At 60.0% G+C, this 23695-nt stretch carries 23 protein-coding genes and 3 pseudogenes; 16 read left to right on the forward strand and 10 right to left on the reverse strand.

What is annotated here, in order from left to right; genetic code table 11:
• The first annotated feature begins 7 nt into the window (after positions 1 to 7).
• Together M0654_RS08315 and M0654_RS08320 are read left to right on the forward strand one after the other, a co-directional pair.
• Positions 8 to 775, forward strand: coding sequence for an ABC transporter ATP-binding protein (locus tag M0654_RS08315; protein WP_248682691.1), 768 nt, complete (start codon positions 8 to 10; stop codon positions 773 to 775).
• On the forward strand, positions 775 to 1527 hold the full coding sequence (locus tag M0654_RS08320; protein ID WP_248682692.1) for an ABC transporter ATP-binding protein: 753 nt from the start codon (positions 775 to 777) through the stop codon (positions 1525 to 1527). The genes M0654_RS08315 and M0654_RS08320 overlap by 1 nt, the downstream gene beginning before the upstream one ends.
• Positions 1528 to 1605: 78 nt before the next feature.
• Here M0654_RS08320 and M0654_RS08325 read toward each other — a convergent pair whose 3' ends face one another.
• Entirely contained in the window at positions 1606 to 2184 is a 579-nt protein-coding gene (locus M0654_RS08325; RefSeq protein WP_248682693.1) for a carboxymuconolactone decarboxylase family protein, read from the reverse strand.
• A gap of 79 nt (positions 2185 to 2263) precedes the next feature.
• Positions 2264 to 2614 (reverse strand): annotated as a pseudogene (locus M0654_RS08330) (zinc-binding dehydrogenase); the annotation flags it as partial.
• Here M0654_RS08330 and M0654_RS08335 point away from each other — a divergent pair.
• Together M0654_RS08335 and M0654_RS08340 are read left to right on the forward strand one after the other, a co-directional pair.
• A pseudogene (locus tag M0654_RS08335) lies at positions 2610 to 3404 on the forward strand (LysR substrate-binding domain-containing protein); the annotation flags it as partial. The pseudogenes M0654_RS08330 and M0654_RS08335 overlap by 5 nt on opposite strands.
• A 115-nt stretch (positions 3405 to 3519) precedes the next feature.
• Entirely contained in the window at positions 3520 to 4248 is a 729-nt protein-coding gene (locus M0654_RS08340) for a carboxylesterase family protein (RefSeq protein ID WP_248682694.1), read from the forward strand.
• A gap of 41 nt (positions 4249 to 4289) precedes the next feature.
• Here the strand turns inward: M0654_RS08340 and M0654_RS08345 are convergent, their stop codons facing one another.
• A complete protein-coding gene (locus M0654_RS08345; protein WP_248682695.1) occupies positions 4290 to 5303 on the reverse strand; it encodes a zinc-dependent alcohol dehydrogenase family protein in 1014 nt (337 codons plus the stop codon).
• Positions 5304 to 5396: 93 nt separating this feature from the next.
• On the opposite strand from M0654_RS08345, the gene M0654_RS08350 reads away from it, so the two are divergent.
• Positions 5397 to 6281, forward strand: coding sequence for a LysR family transcriptional regulator (locus tag M0654_RS08350; protein ID WP_248682696.1), 885 nt, complete (start codon positions 5397 to 5399; stop codon positions 6279 to 6281).
• On the opposite strand, the gene M0654_RS08355 is transcribed toward M0654_RS08350, so the two are convergent.
• Both M0654_RS08355 and M0654_RS08360 read right to left on the reverse strand, forming a co-directional pair.
• The gene (locus M0654_RS08355; protein ID WP_248682697.1) at positions 6259 to 7395 is read right to left on the reverse strand and encodes an epoxide hydrolase family protein; all 1137 of its coding nucleotides are present in this window, start codon (positions 7393 to 7395) and stop codon (positions 6259 to 6261) included. The two genes, M0654_RS08350 and M0654_RS08355, sit on opposite strands and share 23 nt — an antisense overlap.
• Positions 7396 to 7477: 82 nt before the next feature.
• Positions 7478 to 8365: a PhzF family phenazine biosynthesis protein gene (locus tag M0654_RS08360; RefSeq protein ID WP_248682698.1), complete on the reverse strand. Its 888-nt coding sequence runs from the start codon at positions 8363 to 8365 to the stop codon at positions 7478 to 7480.
• Between the two features lie 139 nt (positions 8366 to 8504).
• On the opposite strand from M0654_RS08360, the gene M0654_RS22860 reads away from it, so the two are divergent.
• From M0654_RS22860 to msuE, 4 genes and pseudogenes are all read left to right on the forward strand, one after another.
• Positions 8505 to 8846, forward strand: a complete 342-nt coding sequence (locus tag M0654_RS22860) for a LysR family transcriptional regulator (protein ID WP_313791075.1) — start codon at positions 8505 to 8507, stop codon at positions 8844 to 8846.
• 70 nt (positions 8847 to 8916) lie between these two features.
• Positions 8917 to 9321 (forward strand): LysR substrate-binding domain-containing protein, encoded by a 405-nt coding sequence (locus tag M0654_RS22865; protein WP_313791076.1) that lies wholly within the window; start codon positions 8917 to 8919, stop codon positions 9319 to 9321.
• A 74-nt stretch (positions 9322 to 9395) separates the two neighbouring features.
• Positions 9396 to 9497, forward strand: a pseudogene (locus M0654_RS08370) (ABC transporter substrate-binding protein); the annotation flags it as partial.
• Between the two features lie 145 nt (positions 9498 to 9642).
• Positions 9643 to 10203: an FMN reductase gene (gene msuE / locus M0654_RS08375; protein ID WP_248682699.1), complete on the forward strand. Its 561-nt coding sequence runs from the start codon at positions 9643 to 9645 to the stop codon at positions 10201 to 10203.
• A gap of 24 nt (positions 10204 to 10227) precedes the next feature.
• On the opposite strand, the gene M0654_RS08380 is transcribed toward msuE, so the two are convergent.
• A complete protein-coding gene (locus M0654_RS08380; RefSeq protein ID WP_248682700.1) occupies positions 10228 to 10554 on the reverse strand; it encodes a hypothetical protein in 327 nt (108 codons plus the stop codon).
• Positions 10555 to 10672: 118 nt separating this feature from the next.
• Complete coding sequence (locus M0654_RS08385; RefSeq protein WP_248682701.1) at positions 10673 to 12244, reverse strand: hypothetical protein; 1572 nt, start codon at positions 12242 to 12244, stop codon at positions 10673 to 10675.
• A gap of 248 nt (positions 12245 to 12492) precedes the next feature.
• Between M0654_RS08385 and M0654_RS08390 the strand changes: the two genes are divergently transcribed.
• Complete coding sequence (locus tag M0654_RS08390; RefSeq protein ID WP_248682702.1) at positions 12493 to 13344, forward strand: AraC family transcriptional regulator; 852 nt, start codon at positions 12493 to 12495, stop codon at positions 13342 to 13344.
• Positions 13345 to 13467: 123 nt separating this feature from the next.
• A complete protein-coding gene (locus M0654_RS08395; RefSeq protein ID WP_248682703.1) occupies positions 13468 to 13830 on the forward strand; it encodes a nuclear transport factor 2 family protein in 363 nt (120 codons plus the stop codon).
• 112 nt (positions 13831 to 13942) lie between these two features.
• Here M0654_RS08395 and M0654_RS08400 read toward each other — a convergent pair whose 3' ends face one another.
• Genes M0654_RS08400 through M0654_RS08410 form a run of 3 tightly spaced genes read right to left on the reverse strand, consistent with a single transcriptional unit; the run spans position 13943 to position 16861 of the window.
• Entirely contained in the window at positions 13943 to 15022 is a 1080-nt protein-coding gene (locus M0654_RS08400) for a C4-dicarboxylate ABC transporter (RefSeq protein WP_248682704.1), read from the reverse strand.
• A 28-nt stretch (positions 15023 to 15050) separates the two neighbouring features.
• On the reverse strand, positions 15051 to 16385 hold the full coding sequence (locus M0654_RS08405; RefSeq protein WP_248682705.1) for a TRAP transporter large permease: 1335 nt from the start codon (positions 16383 to 16385) through the stop codon (positions 15051 to 15053).
• Positions 16382 to 16861 (reverse strand): TRAP transporter small permease subunit, encoded by a 480-nt coding sequence (locus M0654_RS08410; RefSeq protein ID WP_248682706.1) that lies wholly within the window; start codon positions 16859 to 16861, stop codon positions 16382 to 16384. Before M0654_RS08410 ends, M0654_RS08405 begins: the two co-directional genes overlap by 4 nt.
• Before the next feature lie 490 nt (positions 16862 to 17351).
• On the opposite strand from M0654_RS08410, the gene M0654_RS08415 reads away from it, so the two are divergent.
• The 5 genes from M0654_RS08415 to M0654_RS08435 all read left to right on the forward strand — a co-directional run bounded on the left by M0654_RS08415 (position 17352) and on the right by M0654_RS08435 (position 23654).
• Positions 17352 to 18740 (forward strand): NAD(P)/FAD-dependent oxidoreductase, encoded by a 1389-nt coding sequence (locus M0654_RS08415; RefSeq protein ID WP_248682707.1) that lies wholly within the window; start codon positions 17352 to 17354, stop codon positions 18738 to 18740.
• The gene (locus M0654_RS08420; protein ID WP_248682708.1) at positions 18737 to 19948 is read left to right on the forward strand and encodes an NAD(P)/FAD-dependent oxidoreductase; all 1212 of its coding nucleotides are present in this window, start codon (positions 18737 to 18739) and stop codon (positions 19946 to 19948) included. The genes M0654_RS08415 and M0654_RS08420 overlap by 4 nt, the downstream gene beginning before the upstream one ends.
• The gene (locus M0654_RS22870; RefSeq protein WP_248682709.1) at positions 19945 to 21360 is read left to right on the forward strand and encodes an FGGY family carbohydrate kinase; all 1416 of its coding nucleotides are present in this window, start codon (positions 19945 to 19947) and stop codon (positions 21358 to 21360) included. The genes M0654_RS08420 and M0654_RS22870 overlap by 4 nt, the downstream gene beginning before the upstream one ends.
• A gap of 114 nt (positions 21361 to 21474) precedes the next feature.
• Positions 21475 to 22299, forward strand: coding sequence for a DeoR/GlpR family DNA-binding transcription regulator (locus M0654_RS08430; protein WP_248682710.1), 825 nt, complete (start codon positions 21475 to 21477; stop codon positions 22297 to 22299).
• A 305-nt stretch (positions 22300 to 22604) separates the two neighbouring features.
• A complete protein-coding gene (locus M0654_RS08435) occupies positions 22605 to 23654 on the forward strand; it encodes an ornithine cyclodeaminase (protein WP_248682711.1) in 1050 nt (349 codons plus the stop codon).
• Positions 23655 to 23695: the final 41 nt, after the last annotated feature.

Here is a 23695-nt window from a genome sequence, read left to right on the forward strand (position 1 = left end):
CAAACCTATGCAGACCAACAAGAACGTCGTTCTTCACGTCGCCGACGTTAACAAGCATTTCGGCGGGCTCCATGCCCTGTCCGACATCGACCTCCAGGTGAAGGAGGGCGAGACGCATGCCATCATCGGCCCCAATGGTGCCGGCAAGTCGACCCTGCTCAACGTCATCATCGGACGCCTGGCACCCTCCAGCGGTGCCGTCGTCTTCGACGGAAATGTGCTGACGGGCAGGAAACCCCACGAGATCAACCAGCTTGGTGTCGCCCGCGTGTTCCAGACGCCGGAGATTTTTGCCGACCTCTCGGTTATCCAGAATGTCATGACGCCTGCCTTCGCCAAAAGAGACGGAGCGTTCAAGATCAACATGTTCCGCGCGGTCGAAAACGAGCGGGCGATACGGGAAGAGGCCGAGCACATGCTCGAAGACGTCGGCCTTATCGATCGTCGGGAAACGCATGCCGGCGCCCTCTCCCGTGGCGACAAACGCCGGCTGGAACTCGCTATGTGCCTGATTCAGAAGCCACGGCTTCTGCTGCTCGATGAACCGACGGCGGGCATGAGCCGCCACGACACCAACACCACCATCGAGCTTCTGAAGAAGATCAAGAGCCGAGGCATGACGAAGGTCATCATCGAGCATGACATGCATGTCGTGTTCTCACTCGCTGACAAGATCACGGTGCTGGCGGGGGGCCGCATCATTGCGGAAGGCGCACCGGACGAAGTACGCGGCGACCAGCGCGTCCAGGAAGCTTATCTCGGAGGAGCACACTGATGAACGCCGTTGCACTCGACACAAAGCCGGTCGCTCGCGTCTCGGACCAGCCATTCTTTTCGGTGAGGGATATCCACGCCTATTACGGCGAAAGCTATATCGTCCAGGGCGTAACCTTCGACATCAGGCACGGCGAAATCCTCGCCCTGCTCGGCCGCAACGGCGCCGGCAAGACATCAACGCTTCGCGCCATTGCAAGGCTCGATGATCCGGAACTGCATCGTGGCGAAATCTGGCTCGACGGCCAGCCGATCCACAGCATGAAGTCCTTCCAGGCGGCCCGTGCGGGGATCCAGCTCGTGCCGGAAGACCGGCGCATCATCCAGGGCCTGATGGTCGAGGAGAACCTGACGCTTGCCCAGGTGGCACCTGGCCGAGGCTGGGAGATCGATCGCATCTACCAGCATTTCCCGCGGCTTGCGGAGCGACGGCGGCAGGAAGGAACGACGCTTTCGGGTGGCGAGCAGCAGATGCTGGCAATTGCCCGCGCGCTTGCCCGTGACCTGAAGCTTTTGCTGCTCGATGAGCCGTTCGAAGGCCTGGCGCCAGTCATCGTACACGAGATCGAGAGGATCCTGCAAGAGATCAAGGCGCTCGGGATCACCTCGATCATCGTCGAGCAGAACGCAGTTGCCGCCCTGAAGCTCGCGGATCGCGCCGTGATCCTTGATACGGGCGAAGTCGCCTTTACCGGGACGGCGCAGGAGGTGCTCGATAACGCCCAACTGCGCAACGAGTATCTGGCGATCTAGAGGCGGCGGCCCTGGGGGAGGGGCGGAGGGGACGGCAACGCCGTCTCCTCCGTACGCCGCAGAAAGCAAGGGCGGTCCCTATCTCTTGCCGGCAGCGAGTTCCGTCCTGACGGCCGGATCTTCGTCCAGAAATTCCGGCTCCACGGTAGCACCCACGGCGTCGAAATACCGGCTCATGAAATTTCGATACGAAGCGGCCAGCGCAACGTCTGCAATGTTGACATCACTTAGCCCCACATCACGAAGCCGCTGTATGTGATCGCGCGTGATCTGCGACGCGTCACGACTGATCTGCTTTGCGTAAGCAAGCATCTCGACCTGTTGCTCGCTTAATCCCGCTGTCTTGTAGTCCTTCATCACCGCCAGAGCCTGTTCCCTGCCGAGCAGTTGAGCAAGGCTGCGGAAATAAACATGCGAGCAGTAGGCCGACGGGACAGAACGTGCGGCAACGAAAGTGATCAGGCGGAAGTTGACCAAGCCGAGCGAGAAGCCGTCTCTCAGCTGGTTCAGCAACTTCTCCACTGGAACGATAACATCAGGACGCGCTGACCAGCACTGCGTCGCCTGCATCACACGGCCGAGTGACTTCTTCTCCGCCTCATAAAGCGCTGCGATTTCACCCGTGGCCTCCTCGGGGCTGATCGTCTTGATGAACATGACCTCCTCCATGGCAGGAGGCCATATTAGCACTTCTTCAAGCATGACGGTTACCGTTAAAGCGTCCAGGCTTGGACAATCAAACAGTGACGACAATCTTCCCAAGTTGTTCGTTCGCTTCCAAGTATCGATGTGCTTGGACGATCTCCTCAAACCTGAAGGTCTTTGCGATGATGGGCTTGAGAGCGCCTGTCTCGAGTCCATGGAGGATGAAGCTTTTTGCCGCCGCAAGCCGCGTGGCATCACCAAGAACGTCGTGGACCAGATAACCCCGCAGCGTGAGGCTTTTGCTCAGCACGTGGCCGATCGGGAATGGCGTGGGTTGCTTGCTTAAGCCGCCGTACTCGACCAGCACGCCGCCTTTGGACATGGAGGCCGTCAGTGGCTCGAAGATCCGTCCGCCAACGGGATCGAAGACCACGCGAATCCAGTTCTTGGAAAAGCGCCTCGGCGTCCGGCTCATTAACCGGACGACCCGGCGCCAAAGCCTCACCGACTTCGGGAAGACTTATCACGAGCGATGCAAGGTGATCCTGGCCGAAGCGGAGGCCTCGGACGCACTGGCTCTCGATCATCTCTCGGAGCCACGAGGTACGTTGCGCGTCACGATGCCGGTCCATTTCGGGCGACACTGCGCGGCTCCGGTGCTGTTCAAGCTGGCGGAGCAATATTCGTCGCTGGAGCTTGATCTCTCCTTCAACGATCGGATCGTCGACCTGATGGAGGACGGATATGATCTGGCGGTCAGGACCGGACAACTGGAGGATCGCGCTGGTCTCATGGCACGTACCGTTGCCCGCCAATGCATGGTCATTTGTGCGGCACCGTCCTATCTCGATCGCAACGGTCGGCCGCAACAGGCGGGAGACCTGATCCATCACCACGCAGTTGTTTATCGCCGGTCGGGGCCGGTTCCGCTGTGGGTCCTGCCTCGGCCAGGGCAGCCGCCGCAAACCATCGTGCCGCCAAGCCGGATACGCCTTGATGATCTCGACGCTATTGCCGATGCCGCAACCGCCGGCATGGGTTTGGCGTGGCTACCTTTCTGGGTGGTTCGAGAGCGCCTCGATACTGGTCTCCTGGTCCAGGTACTGCCTGATGTTCCAGGGTTCCTCTACGACGTCCATGCCGTCTGGCACCATGGGCCTCGTATGCCACTGAAGGTGCGGCTGGCGGTGGATGCCCTGGTGGCAGCGCTTCCGAAGCTGATGACGCCATAGCCCAACGACGGCCTGATCCCTTGCCTTCCGCCGCAGCGGCGAAGAAGGGTTGAGTTCGGGCTTACCGGCTCCATTTCCCCTACCTATGGGTTCTGACCTGGAGGAGGAGATAGAAATGTTGCGCAACATCATGGCACTGGCGGTAACGGCCGCACTGGGTGTTATTGGCCCTGGCATGGCGCAGGCGGAGCAGGTGGCTGCCACTTCAGCAGCCAGCATAACTGCCAACCTCAACTACCTGATGTACACACCGGACAATTATGATTCTTCGAACGAAACCTTGCCCCTTGTCGTGTGGCTGCACGGTGGTGATCAGGGTGGAAGCGATGTCGAGAAAGTCCGCTCGAGCGGCATTCCAAAACTGCTCGAGGACGGCAAGAAGTTTCCGTTCCTGGTGTTCTCGCCGCAGAACCCAAGCGAGGAACTGCTTTACCCGATCGAGAAGGTGGCGGCCGCACTTGACGAGGTCATGTCGAAATACCGTGTCGACCGGTCTCGCGTCTACCTGGTGGGGTTCAGCCGCGGTGGCTTTGGTGCTTGGGCCATGGCCGAGCAGTTTCCTGATGTCTTCGCCGCTGTCGTTCCGATCGCCGGCGGCGGCAACCGTCACTACCTGAACCGGACAAACGAGAAGGCTGCCTTCTGGGTGTTCCATGGCACCAAGGACGACGTCATTCCACTGTCCGACTCGATCGTGCTCTACGAACGCCTCGTGAGCTTGAAGCGCAATGCCCGTTTGAGTGTTCTGGAAGATGTGGATCACTCAGGCGTGGAGTGGGCCGCACTAAATGATCCGGCACTTTGGGATTGGCTTCTCCAACAGCGTCTTCAGTCCGCACAGTAGTCAGCCTCAGAGCTATGGGATCCTGTTCCATCAAAAGGATCTTAGGCATGCACGAGTGCGATCTTTCCAAAGTGCGACCCGCTTTCGAGGTAGCGCATGGCTTCGGCAGCCTCGGTCCAGGGGAAGGTGCGATCAATGACCGGCTTCAGGTCGTTGACCTCGATCGCCCGGTTCATGGCTTCGAATGACTCGCGTGAACCGACCGGAATGCCACGGACCTGGACCTGCCTCTTGAAGATATCAAGCGGATTGATCGCCCCTTCCTTGCCGCCGAGATAGCCAATGATATTGATCTGGCCCCGGCGGGCAGCGGCTTTCAGCGATTGCTCGAAACTCTGCGGACCCCCAACCTCGATAATATGGTCGACGCCTTGGCCGTCCGTGAGATCAAGCACGGCATCTGACCATTCCGGAACTTGCCGGTAGTTGATGCCTGCATGTGCGCCGAGCACCTTGGCACGTTCCAGCTTCCTATCGCTGCTGGAGGTGACGATAACCCTTGCGCCGCTGGTGCGGGCGAACTGCAGGGCAAAGAGCGATACCCCGCCCGTTCCCTGCACCAGCACCGTTTCGCCGGCCTTGATCGCCCCTTCGGTGACGAGCGCGTGCCAGGCGGTGACGGCGGCACAAGGTAAGGTGGCGGCTTCAACATCAGTAAGGTTTCTGGGAGCCAGTACCGCCGCCTGTTCATCGAGCAGGGCATGTTCCGCAAGCATGCCGTCGATCGGCCCGCCGCGCTGGTATGCGGCCTGCGCCATGTGGAAGGAACCACCAACCCAGCGCTGCCAGAAGGTGCTGCAGACACGGTCGCCAATCTTGAAACGCGTCACCTCCTCACCGATGGCGACCACCTCTCCGACGCCGTCGGACAGCGGCACGAGCGGCAGATCGAATGCGGTGTGGTAGGTCCCGTTGACGATCTCGACGTCGCGATAGTTCAAGGCCGTCGCCTTGACCTGAACCAGGATCTCCTGGCGGCGCGGCTTGGGCATTGGCCGTTCAACGATCCGCAGATTGTCGAGGCCGGGAGTGTCCTGCAGAATTATCGCTTTCATCACAAGCATCTCCTTTTCGATGGGATCGGCAAGATGCCCTTGCCCGATACGATAATCAATTCATAGTTAGGAAGATGATTATGCAGGTGAAGCATGATAGAGGAACTGCGCACTTTTGTCCTTTTCGCCGAGGAAGGCTCAGTCCAGAAAGTGGCGCAGCGGCTGCCGCTAACGCAACCGGCGGTCAGCCGCCAGATCCAGAGGCTTGAGCAGGCGCTTGGGGTGCAACTTCTCGACCGACGGCAGAAGCCACCCAAGCTGACGCCGATGGGACATGAGGTACTTACCCGCAGCCGTGACATTCTGGACGCGGTAAACGACCTGAAAGCCATTGCCACGGTTGCCGAACCGGAAGGCGTGTTTCGGCTCGGGCTCGTTAACGGCCTTGCACATGACCGCTTGGCAGGGAATATTGCGGCGGTCATCGCTCGGTTTCCCCGCCTGTCGCTTCGCCTCACCTCAGGTTGGAGCAGCGAACTGGCAGAACAGCATAGGCTGGGGAGGCTAGAGGCCGCGATCATCCTGTCCGACGGCTCCCGTTTCTATGGTGCCGAGCGTATCGGTCGGGAAGAACTGGTGGTGGTCGGCTCACGCGATTCTGCGGCGTCATCGGCAAGGCAGGCACTGACCGGCTGGGTGCTGAGCCCTGAACCCTGCGATGCCCGCCGATCCCTCGCGGCCAGACTGGCACAGCAAAACCGGCCGTTGGTTGTCGCTGCCGAGATTGAACATGCCGGCCTGCAGATGGCGCTTGTACGCGAAGGTCTTGGCTTGGGATTGATGCCAAAGCGGTTCATTGAACGACACCGCCATGACGGTATTGTTGAGATCGATGCCATTGGTGGCAGCCTGAACCTCGACGTCCTGATGCTGCGATCACCGCATCTCGGCCCGATGACGAAGGTCGCTGACACCATCGCAGCCGAGATCCAGAACTTTGTCGCTGGCCAGGACGCTACCGAACAGCGAGGCCATTGAAGAACTTGCGGATATCTTCGAGCAGAAGATCGGGCGCGTCTTGGGCCGCGAAGTGCCCGCCGCGCGGCATTTCCGTCCAATGGACGATGTTGTTGGAGCGCTCGGCAAAACTGCGGACGGACCGAAAGTCGTCAGGGAAAACGGCAACACCGGTGGGTGTGGGATTAGGGATCTCGCGGTATCCCGCCCCGGTCTGCGCATCCTCGAAATAGACATTGGCGGCCGATCCGCTGGTGGCGGTGAACCAGAAGATCGAGTTGATAGTGAGGTAAAGCTCCCGATCCACATGCTCTACGCCGTTCCCTTCGAACCCGAACCACAGCTCTGCGTTCCAAGCCAGCTGGCCTGCAGGCGAGTCGTTCAGAGAAAACGCCAGAGTTCCAGGCCGTTTCGACTGGATAACTTGGTATCCGCCGTATTTCTCGAACTTGGCCAGGTTTCCCATTCCCTCCATTTCGAATGAAGACAGCTTGTCCATCTCACCTGGTTGCCCTGTTGGAAACGCAAAGATCTGCAGGAGATGCGTCCCGACGAGTCCTTCCGGCGCCAGAATGCCAAGCTCGCGCCCCACAAGAGCACCTACGTCTCCACCATGGGCGCCATAACGCTCATAGCCGAGAGCCTTCATCAGCGTGTCCCAAGCTTTGGCCGTCCTCGCGCTGTCCCATCCAGGCACCGACATTGGACTTGAGAAACCGAAACCCGGCAGCGACGGGATGACCAGGTCGAAAGCGATTGACTCGTCCAGTCCATGTGCCTTCGGGTCGGTGAGCGGTCCGATGAGGCCGAGGAACTCGACGAAACTGGCCGGCCAGCCGTGGCTGAGGATCAGTGGCAGCGCGTTGGGAACCGATGACTTGACGTGGACAAAATGGATCGGTTGCCCATCAATTTCCGTCATGAAGTGCGGCAGGCGATTTAGTGCCCGTTCGTGTTCGCGCCAGTCGTATTCGTCCCGCCACTGGTCGACCAGTTCCCTGATGAGCTTGATGGGCTGGCCTCTTGACCAGTCGTCGCTGACTGCCCGGGGAAAGCGTGTCCTGGCCAGGCGGTCTTTCAGATCGGTGATCGCTTCGTCACTGATCTCGATCCGATAAGGCGCGATCTTGAGCATTCATTTGTCCTCCAAAGTGTGGATGTAAGCGATTTTGCGTTTCTGCCGGCTCGCTGTTGTTCGATGGCGGATTACCTCCCGTTCAGATGGAAAGGCTGCCCCGCATTACGACGACACCGGCACCGGAAATTTCGGGCTCCGGGGTCAGGTTGACGTGGAGAATGCTCCGCCGCCCCATCTTTGTGCCCTGCTCCACCTCGATGGAGCCCGCGATCAGCCGTTCATACGCAAGGTAGGCGGCAAGCGGACCGGCCGCCGTGCCAGTTGCCGCATCTTCCCACAAACCGACCGTCGGATTGAAGAACCGCGCATAGGCTCGATGCGGCGCATTCCCCTCCAGGGCATAGATGTAGCAGCCCTCTGCCGACACTGTGGCAAGGAGCTTGAGGAGACCCTTGCTGGCCGGTTCGGCTCGGTCGACCGCCGCGACATCCGCCAGCCGAACAAGCAAATGCGCCACGCCCGTATCGGCGACCCGCGGGGCCGGCTCAGTGAGAATGTCTTCAAGTGCCAGCCCCAGCGCTGCCGCCAAAGGCGCCACCTCGGCAATCTTTGTCCCGAGCGTTAGCGCCGACTGCTTCATGTGGCCAAAGATTCGTCCGTCGACGGGACGGAGTTCGATCGGCAGGATCTCCCTGCCAATTTCCTGGCGGAAGACGCGCGAAGCGTCGATAGCTCCCAGTTTTCCCTCTTGGGCCAGCCAAAGCCATGCGCCGAGCGCATTATGGCCGGCGCCGCCAACTTCCGCGCCCGCCGCCGTAAACGAGCGGAGCTTCCGATCAGCCTGGCGGCTGCGCATGATGAAGGTTGTTTCCGCTTGGTTAAACTCACCGGCGATCCGACGCATTTGCGCCTCGGACAGTTCGTCGGCGTCTTCGACGACAGCAAGGGGATTGCCGCTGAGGGAGCTATCGGCGAAAACATCGATTAACCCGGCTCTCAGGGTTGCGGTGCTCGATTGCAGCGACATAGCAGACCTCCAATTCTCGTGACGAGAGGGACTTTGCACCATGGGGCCGCGGCGGCAAAACGCGCATTTCTTGGCGATGTAACAAGGAAAACTAATCATTCGACCATCTGTTGAGTCGCTTCGGATTTTGGAGATGTGCGTGGCCGTCGGCAGCTTTGCCGGCGCTGCCGATCGCCTTGCGCTCACACCCGCCGCCGTCAGCCTGCGCATTCGCAGCCTTGAAGCAGAACTCGGTCAGCCGCTGTTTACCCGCGTCGGCCGCAGGGTTGTTCCGACACCAGCCGCGGTGGCGCTGGCCGGGTCAGTCCGCAAGGCATTGAACGACATCAACAACGCCCTCGACAGGTTCCAGGCTCGGACAACGCCGCTGCGGGTCACCGTGCCGCCAACCTTCGCGTCCCGCTGGCTTGCTCCCGCCTCCCCGGCTATCGCGACGCGGGTGGCGCTGCAATCGAACTCGACATCTCTCCGACGAGCGTGACCCGACAGCCTTCGACATAGCCATCCGAACGGGTCGCGGCGGATGGGATAGGCTTGACGAATGCCCTCTGATGCCTGTCGACGTGACGCCAATGATCGCGCCCAGCCTGCTCGGGTCTCGAATCATTGTTACGCCAGAGGATCTGGCCGACTTCGACCTCCTGCCCCATCCTGACTGGGCGAAATGGTTTACGCGCGCCGAGCGCCCGATGCCGAGTGTCCTACGCTTCACGCCTGTTGACTATTCGATGTTCGAGTTGACCGCCAATGCGGCGGTGCGAGGCCTCGGCGTCGCCTTGCTGTCGCCCACACTCTTTCAGCCACTCCTCGATGAGGGTCTGCTCATCGCGCCGCTCGCCACGGTGTTGAAAGGGCCGGACTGGTACTTCGCGCTGATCCACGAAGGCGACCAGCGTCGGGTGGTACATGGCTTTTGTGAATGGCTGCGCGAAGAGGTTCAGCGCTCGCCATGCTGATGGCATCGACTTTCAACAACGGAGTGATAACCGACGGTGCGACGCTAATCTTAGCGAAAAGATTTTATCTTGCGATCAAGAACGGCACCTATGCCAAGATCCTCCCCCGCTGGCAGCTTTCGGAAGAGGCTCTTCCGGAATCACGAACCAATCCACCGGGCCTGCCGAGAAGTTGACCGCGCGTTGCTGTGCCAGCCGCACCGGTTCGCCACCCGACCGCGACAGAAATTCCTCAGGCTGCCGAAACTTCGGTTCGGCATGCCTTTGGTTCAGCGCCGCGGTAGATCATATTGCCCTTCATTGTTGAGCTCCGGGAGATCGTTGATGGCATTCAAACTGGTTGGACTTGCTGGGAGCTTTAACCGGCCGTCCAAGACATATGCGCTCGTGGATGAGGTTCTGTCAAAGACGTCATGCGCCTATGGAGTCGCGTCCACCATCTTCGACCTGCATGATGTCGGACCATCGCTTGGGCGCGCGCAGTGGCGAAAGGACCTGGACGAACAGGCCCACAAGGTGCTCGCGCAGATCGTGTCTGCCGATGCACTCGTTGTCGGCTCGCCGACCTTCAAAGGCTCTTATCCCGGGATTTTCAAACACCTGATCGACCTGATCGAGCCGCACGAACTGCGCGGCAAGCCGGTGATCATCGTTGGCACGGGCGGTGGGGATCGGCATGCCCTTATGGTCGAGCATCAGCTACGCCCGCTGTTCGGGTTCTTCATGTCGCACGTCATGCCGACCGCCATCTATGCGTCGGACCGTGACTTCACAGACTACAAGGTTTCCTCTGAAGCACTGTCGCAGCGCATAGATTTCGCCGTGCAGGAGTTGAGGCCATTCATCCCTGTGAACGAGAGACCGCTGGCAGCGGCGGAGTAGTGTTCTGGCTCTCCCCGAATTGTGTTATTCATCGCGAGGAGGCACCTGGTCTTGCCCAGGTTGCGTGACGACGGCCGCGGGTATTTCGGCGACACTCTTGCAAGCCAGCAAGCAGCGGGGACAGGTCACCGAAAAGAGCTCGAAGGCGGCACGAAACAGCTTGTTCTCGCCGCGCAAATGATAACGCTGCGACGCTCCGTCATTACTCCATCCGTCAAGGCCACAGGCTGTCAGAACGTCGCACGCGTCGCGTGATACCTCTCGCACGAAATGCGTTTCCTCAGGATCGCTCCTGACATCTTGAACCGCGAGGGCAAACCCTTTTTTGTTCCGGATTTTGATGCGCGACATTCAGGCCTCCGCAAGGTACCTTGTTACCTTGCACTTCGGCCGGCCGTTTTCTTCCCCCGTTTGGGTGACGTCCCACTTTTGTTCTTCTCCGACAGAAGGTTTGGCTAAAGCTGACGGTCTATTTCGCTTCCGAGATCGGCTGGTTGAGAACAGCTCGAACACACGCATCCTGCGGATCACTCCAGTCGCTCAGGCTTGGCAGCACCTGATGGTCGGGCTCAACTTGGTGCTCTCCAGGCAGAAATTCGTAATGCTGCGTTGATACGCTGACTTGCAACCCGGAATGTCGGAGATAGGTTCGGCGCACTTCCTGCCAATTGTTTGGCGCCGCGCCGGCGGGCTCGCACATCAAAATCGCGTTGGTTGTCGTCTTGAAGTCGACAGCGTTGGTCATGGCCGCCGAGAAGGTCTTGCGGCCGATAAGCACGTAAAGCGCGCCTTCACGGTTGAGCCAGGATCGATCTCTGATCTGCTCCAGGAATTTCCGCCCCAACTGGAAGTCGCCACCGCTGTTGTCCCTCAGGTCAATCATCAGCTTGCGTGGCCGCTTTTCGTCCAGTTCCTGCATCAACTGGGTGACGCTTGCCGACAATCCGTCATAGGAGCGCCAGTTCACATAGATTGCATCATTCCCGATCCATTCACTCCAGAACCCCTGCTGCTTCTGCCTCAACCAAAGCGGCAAGTTGCCCGAGAACGGGAGCAGATCAGCGTCCCTGGCTTCCGGAGTGAGGTGAGCTTCAACCTGAGCGCCATCCACTGTTTCGAAGGTGAAAGGGACAGGCTTGCTAAAATCGATTCCTTCCGAGCTCAGAGCATCAGGATCGCGCAGCAGACCCGGTAGCTTCTCGCGATAAAACCAGGGCGTCCCGCTTTGGGGAACAAGAGGGCGCAGTCGCTCAACCAAGTCGCTCGCCTGGAGCCCGGATATGGTGAGCAGCCTCGCGCCCAACAGGTTTTGCTGTGAGATCGCCGCGCCAACAACGCGGATCCCGTCATCGAACCAGAAGAGCTCGATGGGCAAGGCAGGACGGTCATGCAGCGCCTCCACGAACGTGTGGCCATCGCCAATCAAGGCGGCGAGCTTGCGGAACTCGATCGCGATGCTTGCCCCGTCGAGGCGCGAAATCGCGAGACGTAATTCCGCGACCTGGCGGTCAAATACCTCTTCTGGAACGCGATGAAACGGCGAGGCATGTTGCCGCGTCAGGAACTCGGCCAATGCATCAAGATCTTCCAGCCATTGCTGTTTGGATAAGTCGAGGTTCTGCTGTCGTGGGCGGAACAAGTCGTCTGCACTCTGGGACGTGGGTTGGAGGTCCATTGCCCCGGGCTGGTTTTGGAAAGAGAATGTGCCGCTTAAGCCGCCATCAGTCTTGCGCAGCGTCAGCGTGCCGTCACCGCTTTCACCTCGGAACGTGGCATCGATGCTGTCGCCCGCCGCAGGTGCATCGAATGTAAAGCTGTTGCCGGGGATCGTGATTGTTCCCGTTATCGTTCCGTCCGTCTCCCGCAGTTCAAGATGTATCGGAAATCGGGGTTGCGTGCCGAGTGCCGCATTGCCGGCGTATCGTCCCTCGAGGCTCGAAGAAGCGTCTTGGGCGGCTGCGGAACCCGCTCCAGCGGTCAAACCGAAGAGAAGCCACGTGGTCAGCCCGCGAAGCAATAATGTCCTAAATCCCGTCACCATTCCGAAACTCCTTGGTTCATTCCCTCGGCTACAGCCGCCCTCCATCGAGCGGCTGCGTTGTCAGGCTAGAAGGTGCGCCCGTGTTCGAGAGGATCGGTTTTTGCTCACATTCTAAAAGACTGACTTGAGCAATCCGCCGATCTTTGATCTGGTGGAGAGATGTCTTCGCTGCACCGCGGCCCCATCGAGTTTACGCTGGATGCCATCCTTTCTGGAGGTGCCTGATGTCAGAGAGCCATCGAGCGGGTTTGCACCAGCTCTACCAAGTTGAGCAGCGGCATCGGCTGATGCTTCCGCATGTCGAAGTCGTTTACGCCTGGATGCCACCTTTCGAAGGCGCGTCGCGGACGCGCAAGCACCGGCTTGAGGTCGTCTTCTCAGAACATGATCACGTTGCGCTTGAGCAGGGCGGACGAACATATGACGTCTCTGTCGCACCCGGCGGTTTCTACGTCATTGGGGAAGAGCCGACGACACTTCTGCGCGTGCCGGAATTCAGCGACACCCTCGAAATCTATTTCGACGAGGGGCTGCTGGCCGAGGAAGCAGAGTGCAGCGGCGATCTGCGCAGCAAATTTATTCCCACCCTCGACAAGAACCCGCGTCCCCGGTTCACTGTAGAAGGAAATATTATTGGAATCGCCCACGTTCTCCGCAGGGCGACGCTTGGCCTGCATCATCTCTCGACGATGGAGATCAGCACGATCGAGCACATCCTGGCACGGCAGGTGGTGGGCGCTGGGCAACCGGCGGGAAGCGCGAAGCTTTTAAGTCCAAGGCGCCTGAAGCGGGTGATGGAGCGAATAGAAGATCAGTTGACGGCGCCCCTCACTCTCCGTGATCTTGCCGGAGAAGCCTGTCTCAGCCCTTACCACTTTGCACGATCGTTCAAGCGGACGGTCGGTCTGCCGCCGCATCGTTATGTGTTGGCGCGTCGCCTGGACCGCGCCAAGCGGGAGCTTGTCACGACCAATCGTACTGTTGGGGAAATAGCCTATTCGCTTGGCTTCGAGAACCTGCACCATTTCCGTTCGCAATTCCGTGGCCAGTTCGGGGTGCGGCCACACGAGATGCGGCAGGCGATACGAGGTGGTCGCTAAATGCGACCAGTTCAACTTTAGCCGAGAAGAGCAACTTTCGATCCACCACCGGCCACGGCCACGCGATATCCTCACCACCGTCAACTTCACCGGTCCCGGGAAGACAGCTTACGAGGTGAGGCAATGATCGACCCAAGCAACGTGACCCACAGTATCCTCGAACGGTTCAACGCTGCATTCGAGCAGCACCGTCCGGACGATCTTGATGATCTGATTGACGAAAGCTGCGTCCTCGAGAACACAAGCCCGGCGCCGGATGGCGCACGTTTCGAGGGTCGCAACGCCTGCCTCTCGTTCTGGAAAGGCATCGCCTCGAATGGCGGCCTTGCTTTTTCTCTCGAAGAGATATGGGCAGGTGACGACAGGGGCACCATTCGCTGGAGCTTGCAGTGGGGAAAAGGAGAAGCCGACCGCGTCAGAGGCGTCACCATCATGCGGGTCCGCGACGGGAAGATCGTCGAAGGCCTGGGGTATGTGAAGGCCTAGTCCACTAGGGCGAAATATTGGCAGAGCACGGGTACCGTAGCCGCCAAGCACATGAAGAAACGCCTGCCGGATGTGAAATCCGGCAGGCGTATGTTTCTACTATCAGGACCGCTTAGCGATAGGGGTAGCCGGCCTTCTGCTGGTCGGCAGCGTATTTCTTGAAGATTGCGACAACCTTCGCCGCGCGTTCGGATTCGGACGCCATTTCATCCCAGAAGCTTTCCGCATCCTTGGTGACCTGTGCCCATTCTTCGGCCGGCAGCGAAGTCTGCTCGAGCTTTTCGCCGTGGACGCGCAGCTGTGCTTCGCCGCCCCAGTACCAGACGTTGCGGTAATAGTGCGACTGGTCGATCGTCGTGCGGTAGAGCTGCTGCAGGTGCGGCGGCACCTTTTTCCAGCTTTCGGTGTTGGCGAAGTAGGAGCCGAACCATGCGCCGGTGACCGAGTTGGACAGGGCGTATTTGCAGACGTCCGCCCAGCCAACTTCGTAGGTTTCGGTGAAGCCGCACCATGCCACGCCGTCGAGATCGCCGGTACGCATTGCCACTTCAACGTCGTCCCAAGGCACGGTAACCGGGATCATGCCATAGCGAGACAGGAAGCGGCCCGCAGTCGGCACGCCGAAGACGCGCAGGCCGTTGAAGTCGGCAAGGCTGCGGATCGGCTTGTTGACGGTGAAGATGTGGAGGGGATCCCAGGCGCCGGTGGACAGGTACGTGACGTTCTCGACGTCGGCGTAAGCTTCCTCCCAGATCTTATCGAGGCCGTAGTACATGAACATCGCCGCGACATCGAGGCTGAAGCGGGTTGCGAACGGGAAGTAGCCGCCGAAAACGGCGATATCGACCGGCGAGGCCATGGTGGCTTCGTCCGACTGGATCGCGTCGAGCGTGCCGTTCTGCAGCGCGCGGAACAGTTCGGCCGTCGGAACCAGCTGGTCGGCATAATAGAGTTCGATTTCCATTTCGCCGTTGGCGGCCGCGTTGAACGCGTCGATCTGCGGCTTGATGACGTGCGCACCGAGCGGTGCGCCTGAATAGGTCTGGAGACGCCACTTGATCGGTGCCTGCGCGCGCACAATTGCGGGCGTTGCAAGTGCAGCCGGGGCGGCGAGACCAGCGGCCGCAAGGAACTTGCGACGGCTCGCGAGGATACGCTCGGACGGCGTCTGCGGCTTGATGATTTCAGTCATTCCACTCTCCTTCGGTTCTTATTGATTGTTAGCCATTGCGTACGTAGTTCGGCAGCCATGTCGCGATCTGCGGGAAGATCATGAGAAGTGCGATCGTGAGCATGATCATGATAACGAAGGGCCAAATCGACTTGTAGATGTCGACCAGGGTGATCTCCTTCGGGGCCAGACCGCGCATCAGGAACAAATTGTAGCCGAAAGGCGGGCTGATATAGGCGATCTGGCAGGTCATCGTGTAGAGAATGCCGAACCAGATCATCTGGTGGTCGATACCAAGATCAAGGCGCGCGACGAGCGGAATGTAGAGCGGCGCGACGATGACGAGCATCGCGGTGTCGTCGAGGAACATGCCCATCAGGATGAAGCTGAGCTGCATCAGGATGATGACCGCCCAGGGCGAAAGTTCCCAGTTGTGAATGAAGACATTCTCGATGGCCCGCACGGCGCCAATCCCGTCAAAGACCGACGAGAAGGCGAGCGCGCCGAGGATCACCCACATAAACAGCGCGGTGATCGACATGGTCTCGCGCGCGGTCTCATTGAGCAGGGCAAGCGACAGCCGACCCTTTATGGCGGCTGCGACGGTTGCGGAGGCTGCGCCGACAGCGGCGGATTCCAAGAGGCTGGTGTAGCCGGTGATGAAGAGGCCAATCATCAGCATAAAGATGACAATCGGAATAATACCGGCACGCAGCAGCAGAAGCTTCTGTCGCAGCGGCATAGCCAACTCATCCTCGCTGAGTTTTGGAGCCAGCGACGGGTTCAGCTTGACGCGGACATAGACATAGATCGCGAAGATCACTGCCATGATCAGGCCCGGGAAAACGCCGGCCAGCCATAGGTCGGACACCGGCTGACGCGCGATTACCGCGAACAGAACCATCACCACCGACGGCGGCAGCAGGATGCCAAGCGTCGAGCCGCCCTGCACGACACCGGTGATGAGCACCTTGTCGTAACCGCGACGCAGCATTTCCGGCAGCGCGATTGCCGAGCCGATTGCGAGGCCCGCGACAGACAAGCCGTTGATCGCGCTGATGATGACCATCAGCAGGATCGTGCCCAACGCCAGGCCGCCGGACAGCTTTCCGAACCAGACATGCATCATCTGGTAGAGCTCTTCGGCGATACCGCTCTTGGAGAGCATGTGCCCCATGTAGACAAAAAGCGGCAGGGTCAGTAGCGCGTGCCATGAAAACAGCTTGAAGGCTGCGTTGAAGGGCAGTTCGGCAGACGCGTTGCCATAAAGCGAGAGCGCGCTTGCCGCGGCTACCGCGCCGATCATTGCGAAAACCCTCTGTCCGGTCAGCATGAGGAATACCATGCCAGCGAACATCATGAGGGCGATCATTTCATAGCTCATGCAAGCACCTTGCCCTGCGCCTTGGCGACGTCTTTGAAGAAAATCGAAATGCACTGGAGGATCATAAGCACGATGCAGATCACCATCAGCACCTTGATCGGCACCAGCGAGGGGGCCCAAAGCGAGGGGAGCTTCTGTTTAGTCATCCAGGAATACTTGAGCGAGGACGTCGCACCCCACAGCATCACCGCGAGGTAAAACATCACGATCCAGACCGTGATCATGTCGATGATGGCTCTGCCACGTTCGGACAGGTGCGCGTAGATCAGGTCGAGACGCACATGCGTATCATCCTTCAGCGTCTTGGGTCCGGCAAGGAAGTAGAAGGCAGCGAGCGTGAACTGCGCCGTTTCGACGGTCCAGTTCTGGACCTGGTTGAATGCCTTGTCCGAGATGACGTCGAACAAGAGCACGAGGATCATCAGATAGATGAGATACTTGGCGAACTCGCCTATGAAATTCGCAAGGTGATCCATGAACCGCACGTAGGATCTAACGACCGACGACATTTACTACCTTTCGCGAAGAAATCTTTCTCTCGTGCAGTGTCACGGCAGCGACGTTCCCAGAATTGCCGGCCACCCGCCATCCCGCAAGATGGCACAACTGGCCGTTCGCGGTGAAGCGCCACAGTCAGCGATAGAACTTCAGGAGCGTACTGTTGCCAAGCAGCGTGCGTTAAAACCTGGTGTTGACGTGAGGATTTCCAGATTCGGCGGCGAGGCCCGATCTCGGCATCCTCCCCATCGCGCACCACAAGGCCAACTGGCCACTCTAATCGTGTCCGGCGTCACTTCAGCAGTCCCCTTCCAATTCTTATGATTGGCTGATGGCAATTGTGGACAGGTCAATGACCGTGTCAACAAAATAGTTTGCCGCCAACGAGGCATCCGGGCATTTCCTGTAGCGACGATTGACTATCTGGGCATTTCTCAGCAGATTGAGTCAGTCCGGTCAAAAAGCTCCATGTCTCACGATGTTTCTGCGCTCCCTGGTCGTTTCGACGTTGCCGTCATCGGCGCGGGTGTGGTCGGCTGCGCACTAGCACGGCGGTTTGCGCTGGCGGGTGCACGTGTCGCAGTGATCGAAAAGGCGGTGGACATCCTTGACGGGGCCTCCAAGGGAAATTCTGCGATCCTGCACACCGGTTTCGACGCACCCGTTGGCTCGCTCGAACAGACCTGTGTCGCGACCGGTTATGCCGAATATCTTGAGATACATGGGAAGCTCGGCCTGCCGCTTATTAAGTCCGGCGCACTCGTCGTCGCCTGGAGCGAGGAAGAAGAAGCGCTCCTGCCGACCCTGATGGAACAGGCGCACCAAAACGGCGTCGCGGATGTCGAGGCGCTGGATGAGACGGCAATGCGACGGGCGGAACCCGGCCTCGGCAAAGGCGCGCGTGCGGCTTTCCGGGTGCCTCGCGAGCATCTCATCGACCCATGGTCAGCTCCCTATGCCTACCTCCTGCAGGCAATCGAGAACGGAGCCGAGGTCCTGCGCGGTGCAGAGGTGACCGCCGGCCGGCGCAGCGATAATGGTTGGGTGCTAGAGACATCGCGTGGAACAGTCGATGTCGGTTTAGTCATCAATGCCGCCGGCCTCTGGGGCGATTTGCTGGATGAAAAGCTGATCGGCCGCCGCGACTTCCACATCAAGCCGCGCAAGGGCCAGTTTGTCGTTTACGACAAACCCGCCGCGAAGCTCGCATCGCATATCCTCCTGCCGGTGCCGAACAAGATCACCAAGGGCGTCGTTGTGTGCCGCACTGCGTTCGGCAACCTCCTTGTTGGCCCGACGGCGGAAGATCAGGACGACCGCGAGCATGCGGTGTTGGTCACGGAAACACTCGAAGCGCTCAAGAGGCGTGGCGAGGAGATTCTGCCCGCGCTAAAGGACCAGCAGGCAACGGCCATATATGCCGGGCTGCGACCTGCCACGGAGTTCAAGGACTACCGCATCACTGCCCATGACAGGACATACATCACTGTCGGCGGCATCCGCTCGACCGGCTTGTCGGCAGCGCTCGGTATTGCGCAACACGTGCTCAAACTCGCAGAGCTAAATCTTGCGGCACCCGCTGATCCTGTGTGGCCTACAGTTCCCAACATCAGCGAATTTTTCCCGCGTGACTGGCAAACCGAAGGTCATGGCGGCATCATCTGTCACTGCGAGCTCGCGACGAAGCGCGAAATTCAGAAAGCTCTGGATGGTCCCGTGCCGACGAATTCGCTTGCGGGACTGAAGCGACGCACACGCGTCACCATGGGCCGCTGCCAGGGCTTCTTCTGCTCGGCCGAATTGGCCCGCCTCACCGAAGGCCACTTCGACCGGCCGATGGCGGAGAAGGCGCAATGACGACGCTGCCGCAGGAAACCGACGTCCTCGTCATCGGTGCAGGACCCGCAGGGCTTGGCGCCGCGACAATCCTTGCGAAGTCCGCACGCGTTCTTGTCGTGGACCGCGAATCAACGGCGGGCGGCATTCCCCGCCATTGCGGACATTACCCCTTTGGACTGCGCGAGTTTCGCCGGCTGATGAAGGGTCCCGACTACGCGCGTGCACTTGTCGCGCGGGCAGTTGAGGCTGGCGTTCAGATCGCAACGCGCGTCAACGTCGTCGGGCTCGAACCTGGCCCACGCGTTACGGTGACATCGGACGCTGGCGTAACAACAATTGACGCAAAGATCGTGCTGATCGCCACGGGGGTGCGTGAAAGTTCTCGCGCGCAACGCCTTATCGGTGGCGAGAAGCCGGGCGGCATCATTCCGACCGGCGCACTGCAGAGCATGGTTTACCTTGAAGGCCGTCGTCCGTTTCGCCGCCCGGTCATCCTTGGGACGGAACTCGTATCCTTCTCCGCAATCATGACTTGCCGCCATGCCGGGATCAAACCGGTGGCCATGATCGAACAGAATGCGCAGCCGACAGCACGCTGGCCGGCCGCGCTATACCCGCAAATCAAGGGAGTCCCCCTGTATCTGTCGACGACGATCCGCGCCATTGAAGGCCGCGAACGGGTGGAGCGCGTTGTTGTTGACGGTCCCGCAGGAACGCGCGTGATCGAGACCGACGGTGTGATTGTCACCGGCATGTTCCGGCCCGAGGCAACGCTGTTCGACGGCAGCCATCTCGAGAAGGACAGGGCGACCGGTGGTCCCGTGATCGACGCATTCGGTCGCTGCTCCGACCCTGCCTATTTCGCCGCCGGCAACCTGCTTCGTCCGGTCGAGACCGCCGGATGGAGTTGGGCCGAAGGATTCGCAGTTGCGCGCTCGATCACGGCTGCACTGGCGGGCTCACTGCCGCAAGATTCGCAACACTCGGTCACGCTGAAAGGCGACGCGCTTTCCTGGGTCGTCCCGCAACGTTTTGGCAGGGTAGGTGAAACCGCACACCGCCGGTTCCAGCTGCGCGTCAATCGCCCGGTTAAGGGGCGCCTATCGGTGAGAGCCGCAGGGGTCGAATACTCATCGATCAGGATCGACAGCCGCCCCGAGCGCCGCATTACCGTGCCGCTACCGCCGCATGCCGCTCCGGTCGAGATCGTGCTGGAGGAAACGTGAGAGTTCTTGCGATTGATCAGGGAACGACGTCGACCCGGGCGCTCATCCTGGACGAAGCCGGGATCCGGCTTGTGCATTCCTTCGAACACCAGCAGATTTATCCCGCGCCGGGCCTCGTCGAGCACGACCCCGAAGAACTGATCACCAATCTCGTCGCGTGCCTCGGCGCCGCCCCAGAGGTGGATTGCGTCGGTCTCGCCAACCAAGGAGAAAGCTGTCTCGCCTGGGATGCGGACACCAAGACGGCGATCTCGCCGGTGATTGTCTGGCAAGATGCTCGGACCGCCAATGTTTGCGACAGGCTCAAGTCGGAGGGGGCGGAAACGCTAACGCTCGAGCGGGCGGGCCTGCCGCTCGATCCGTATTTCTCCGCGACGAAACTGGGCTGGATCGTCGAAAACATTCCGCAGGCACGGACCCTCCTCGCACAAAACCGGCTGCGTCTGGGCACCACCGATGCGTTCTTCCGCGATCGGCTGACGGGTGAGTTCGCGACGGATCCGACAACGGCCTCCCGAACGAGCCTCCTCAACCTTGCTATCCTTGAATGGGACCCGGAGCTCTGCGCAATGTTCGGCGTGCCCATCGAGGCCCTGCCGCCCATTCGCTCCACAACCGGCGCGCTTGGCAGCTTCTCTAACGGACTTCCGTTGACAGCTTCGATCGTTGATCAGCAGGCAGCACTTTATGGCCATGGCGCCCGCAACGCCGGGGATGCCAAGATTACCTTCGGTACCGGCGCTTTCGCCCTGACATTGACCGATCGGCTTTTACGTACACCCGGGGTGCTCCCGACCATCGCTTGGGTCGAGGCGGGCAAGCCGCCGGTCTATGCGCTTGATGGCGGAGTCTACGCTGCGTCATCCGCCGTCAACTTCGCGCGCCAGATCGGTCTCTTCTCCGGCTTCGACGAGATCAACCGCTTCGATGCCGAGCCTGCGATTGCACGGGGCTTGGCTTTCGTTCCTGCCCTCGCCGGTCTCGCTTGCCCTCATTGGGACCGCAACGCCCGGGGGGCGTGGATGGGGCTGTCACTGGACACATCGAAAACCGACATGGTGCAGGCCGTGCTGGAAGGCGTTGCCTTCCGTGTTGCCGAGGTCAAAGCCTCCATGGCGAACATTGCCGGCAAGGCCGGGCCGATCAGCATCGACGGTGGCATGAGCCAAAATCCGTGGTTCTGCCAATTCCTGGCCGATGTGCTTGGTTCGCCGGTTCTGATTTCGCACGAGCCAGAGCTCACCGCGCTTGGCTGCGCGCAGCTCGCAGCACGGGGCGCCGGCGACGAAATCGAATGCAAGCCAACGGGCCGGCTTCTTCAGCCGCGCGATATTCCCGCTCACTGGGCCGAGACCTTCCGTAGCGCCCGTGAAAGCGTCCAGCAGTTTGGTGCAGCAGTCGCCTCGTCTTGACCCGGAACTTAGGCTGGCGAACGATCTCGCTCACCGCCGAAAACTACACGCAAAGACATGTATGAGCCGGCTCGTCAGGTGTGAGCTTATGCCGATCGGAAGCTGAGGATCTAGATGGAACGCAAGGAAGCGAGGGAGCGCAATGCTGTGAAGGCACGTCAGTCTGCGATCCTCAAGCGTGTCTACCGCGATGGGCGAGCCATGGTTGTCGATCTGGCCGAGTGGCTGGATGCGTCGCGGGAGACGGTGCGGCGTGACCTGACCTCGCTTGCGGAACAAGGCCTGCTGCGCAAGATTCACGGCGGGGCGGTGAGGCTGCAATCGGCCCAGGAAGACACGTTCGGATCTCGGCTGGAGCTTAATCGGGACGCAAAATACCGGATTGGAAAGAGGGCTGCCGAACTCTTTGGAGAGGGTGACAGCCTCCTGATCGACTCCGGCTCAACGACCATTCTTTTTGCAGAGGCGCTCGCTGAAAAAAGGGGCATCACCATCTTCACCAACTCGCAGCACGTTGCGCATGCTGCATCCAAACCTCCAGGCGGCAACAGCGTGTTTCTTTTAGGGGGGCAATATTACCACGAGTGTGGCGAAACACTGGGCTCAATCACGAACGATCAGATCCAAATGCTAAGCACAGATCACGCTGTCCTGACGGTGGGGGCTGTCGACAGCGGCGGGCGTTTCATGGATTTCGTCGCCGATGCAGCCTATACCGCGCGCGCGATGATGAGCCGGGCAAGGCAAGTCACGGTGCTTGTCGACTCCTCCAAGCTGGATAAGACCGCCCTCGTCCTCGTCTGTCAGTCTCACCAAGTTTCGCGTTTGGTCACGGACGCCTTGCCTCCATCCGCGGTTCTGACCAGCCTGCAGGCCGCAGGGGTTGAGGTCATCGTTGCCGATGCCCCTCCCCCTGGTAAAGCGGCCCCTCAAGACTGATCAACATCTGGTCGATCCATGAAAATCCGACGATTTCCTTTTGGTACGGTCTGGCTGGGGCGGTAGTAGGCGCCCATATGTCCCCCCGCGCTTGGGCCAACACAGGTCAGAGAATACGCCCGCCGACCGGCAGGACCATCGACGTTCCGTGCTCACCGCCGTTCCCGAGCAGTTTCGCAGACCTCATCTAGGTTATGTGATGTATCTCCGGGCTTGCCCATTGATCGGGTCGATCGCCCTCCCATCTTCCGTCTCTACGGCCGACAATCCCGTGCCGACGGTCGGACAATGTAGAGGTAGATCTAATGCACGCGACTTTGCCCTCGGCAAAAGCACTCGTTCCCTTCGTGAGCGTCGAGAACATGATGCGGCTCGTGCATCACGTCGGGATCGAGCCGTTCCTGAAGGAGTTGAGCGATTATATCGAGCAGGACTTCCGCCGATGGGAATCCTTCGACAAGACCCCTCGCCTGGCCTCCCACTCCCGCGACGGCGTGATCGAGTTGATGCCGACCTCCGACGGCACGAACTACAGCTTCAAATACGTCAATGGCCATCCGAAGAACACGAGGAACGGGTTCCAGACGGTTGCAGCGTTCGGGCTCTTGGCGGACGTCCTGAACGGATACCCGATCCTCCTCACCGAAATGACTTTGCTGACGGCATTGCGGACGGCGGCAACATCAGCCATGGCCGCGCGGCATCTTGCACCAAGGAACGCCACCACCATGGCCTTGATCGGAAATGGCGCACAGGCCGAGTTCCAAGCGCTCGCCATGAAGGCGGTTGTCGGGATCAACCACGTGCGCCTGTATGACGTTGATCCGGCGGCAACGGCGAAGGCCGCGCGGAACCTGGAAGGGAAAGGACTGCAAGTCACAAGCTGCCGCACGGCCGAAGCGGCCATCGAAGGTTCGCAGATCATCACGACCTGCACCGCCGACAAGCAGAACGCACAGATCCTCACCGATAACCTGGTCGGCTCCGGCGTCCATATCAACGCAATCGGCGGTGACTGCCCCGGAAAAACCGAGCTGCATCCGGATATCCTGCTTCGCGCCGACACCTATGTGGAATATCCACCACAGACACGGATTGAGGGCGAGATCCAGCAGATGAGCGAAGACTTCCCGGTGACCGAACTCTGGAAGGTCATCGCCGGGCTCGATAACGGCAGGCGCGATGATCGTCAGATTACCCTGTTCGACAGCGTCGGCTTCGCGATCGAGGACTTCTCGGCGCTACGCTATGTGCGCGATAAACTTTCAGGAACGCCATTCTCGCAGGACCTGGATATCGTTGCCGATCCAGACGACCCACGCGATCTTTTCGGAATGCTGGAACGGGCGCGCTAAGGATTGGCCGCATCCAAGCAGAAGCTTGATTTCGTGATGCC

This window comes from Neorhizobium turbinariae, from assembly GCF_023223505.1.
Taxonomy (GTDB): domain Bacteria; phylum Pseudomonadota; class Alphaproteobacteria; order Rhizobiales; family Rhizobiaceae; genus Neorhizobium; species Neorhizobium turbinariae.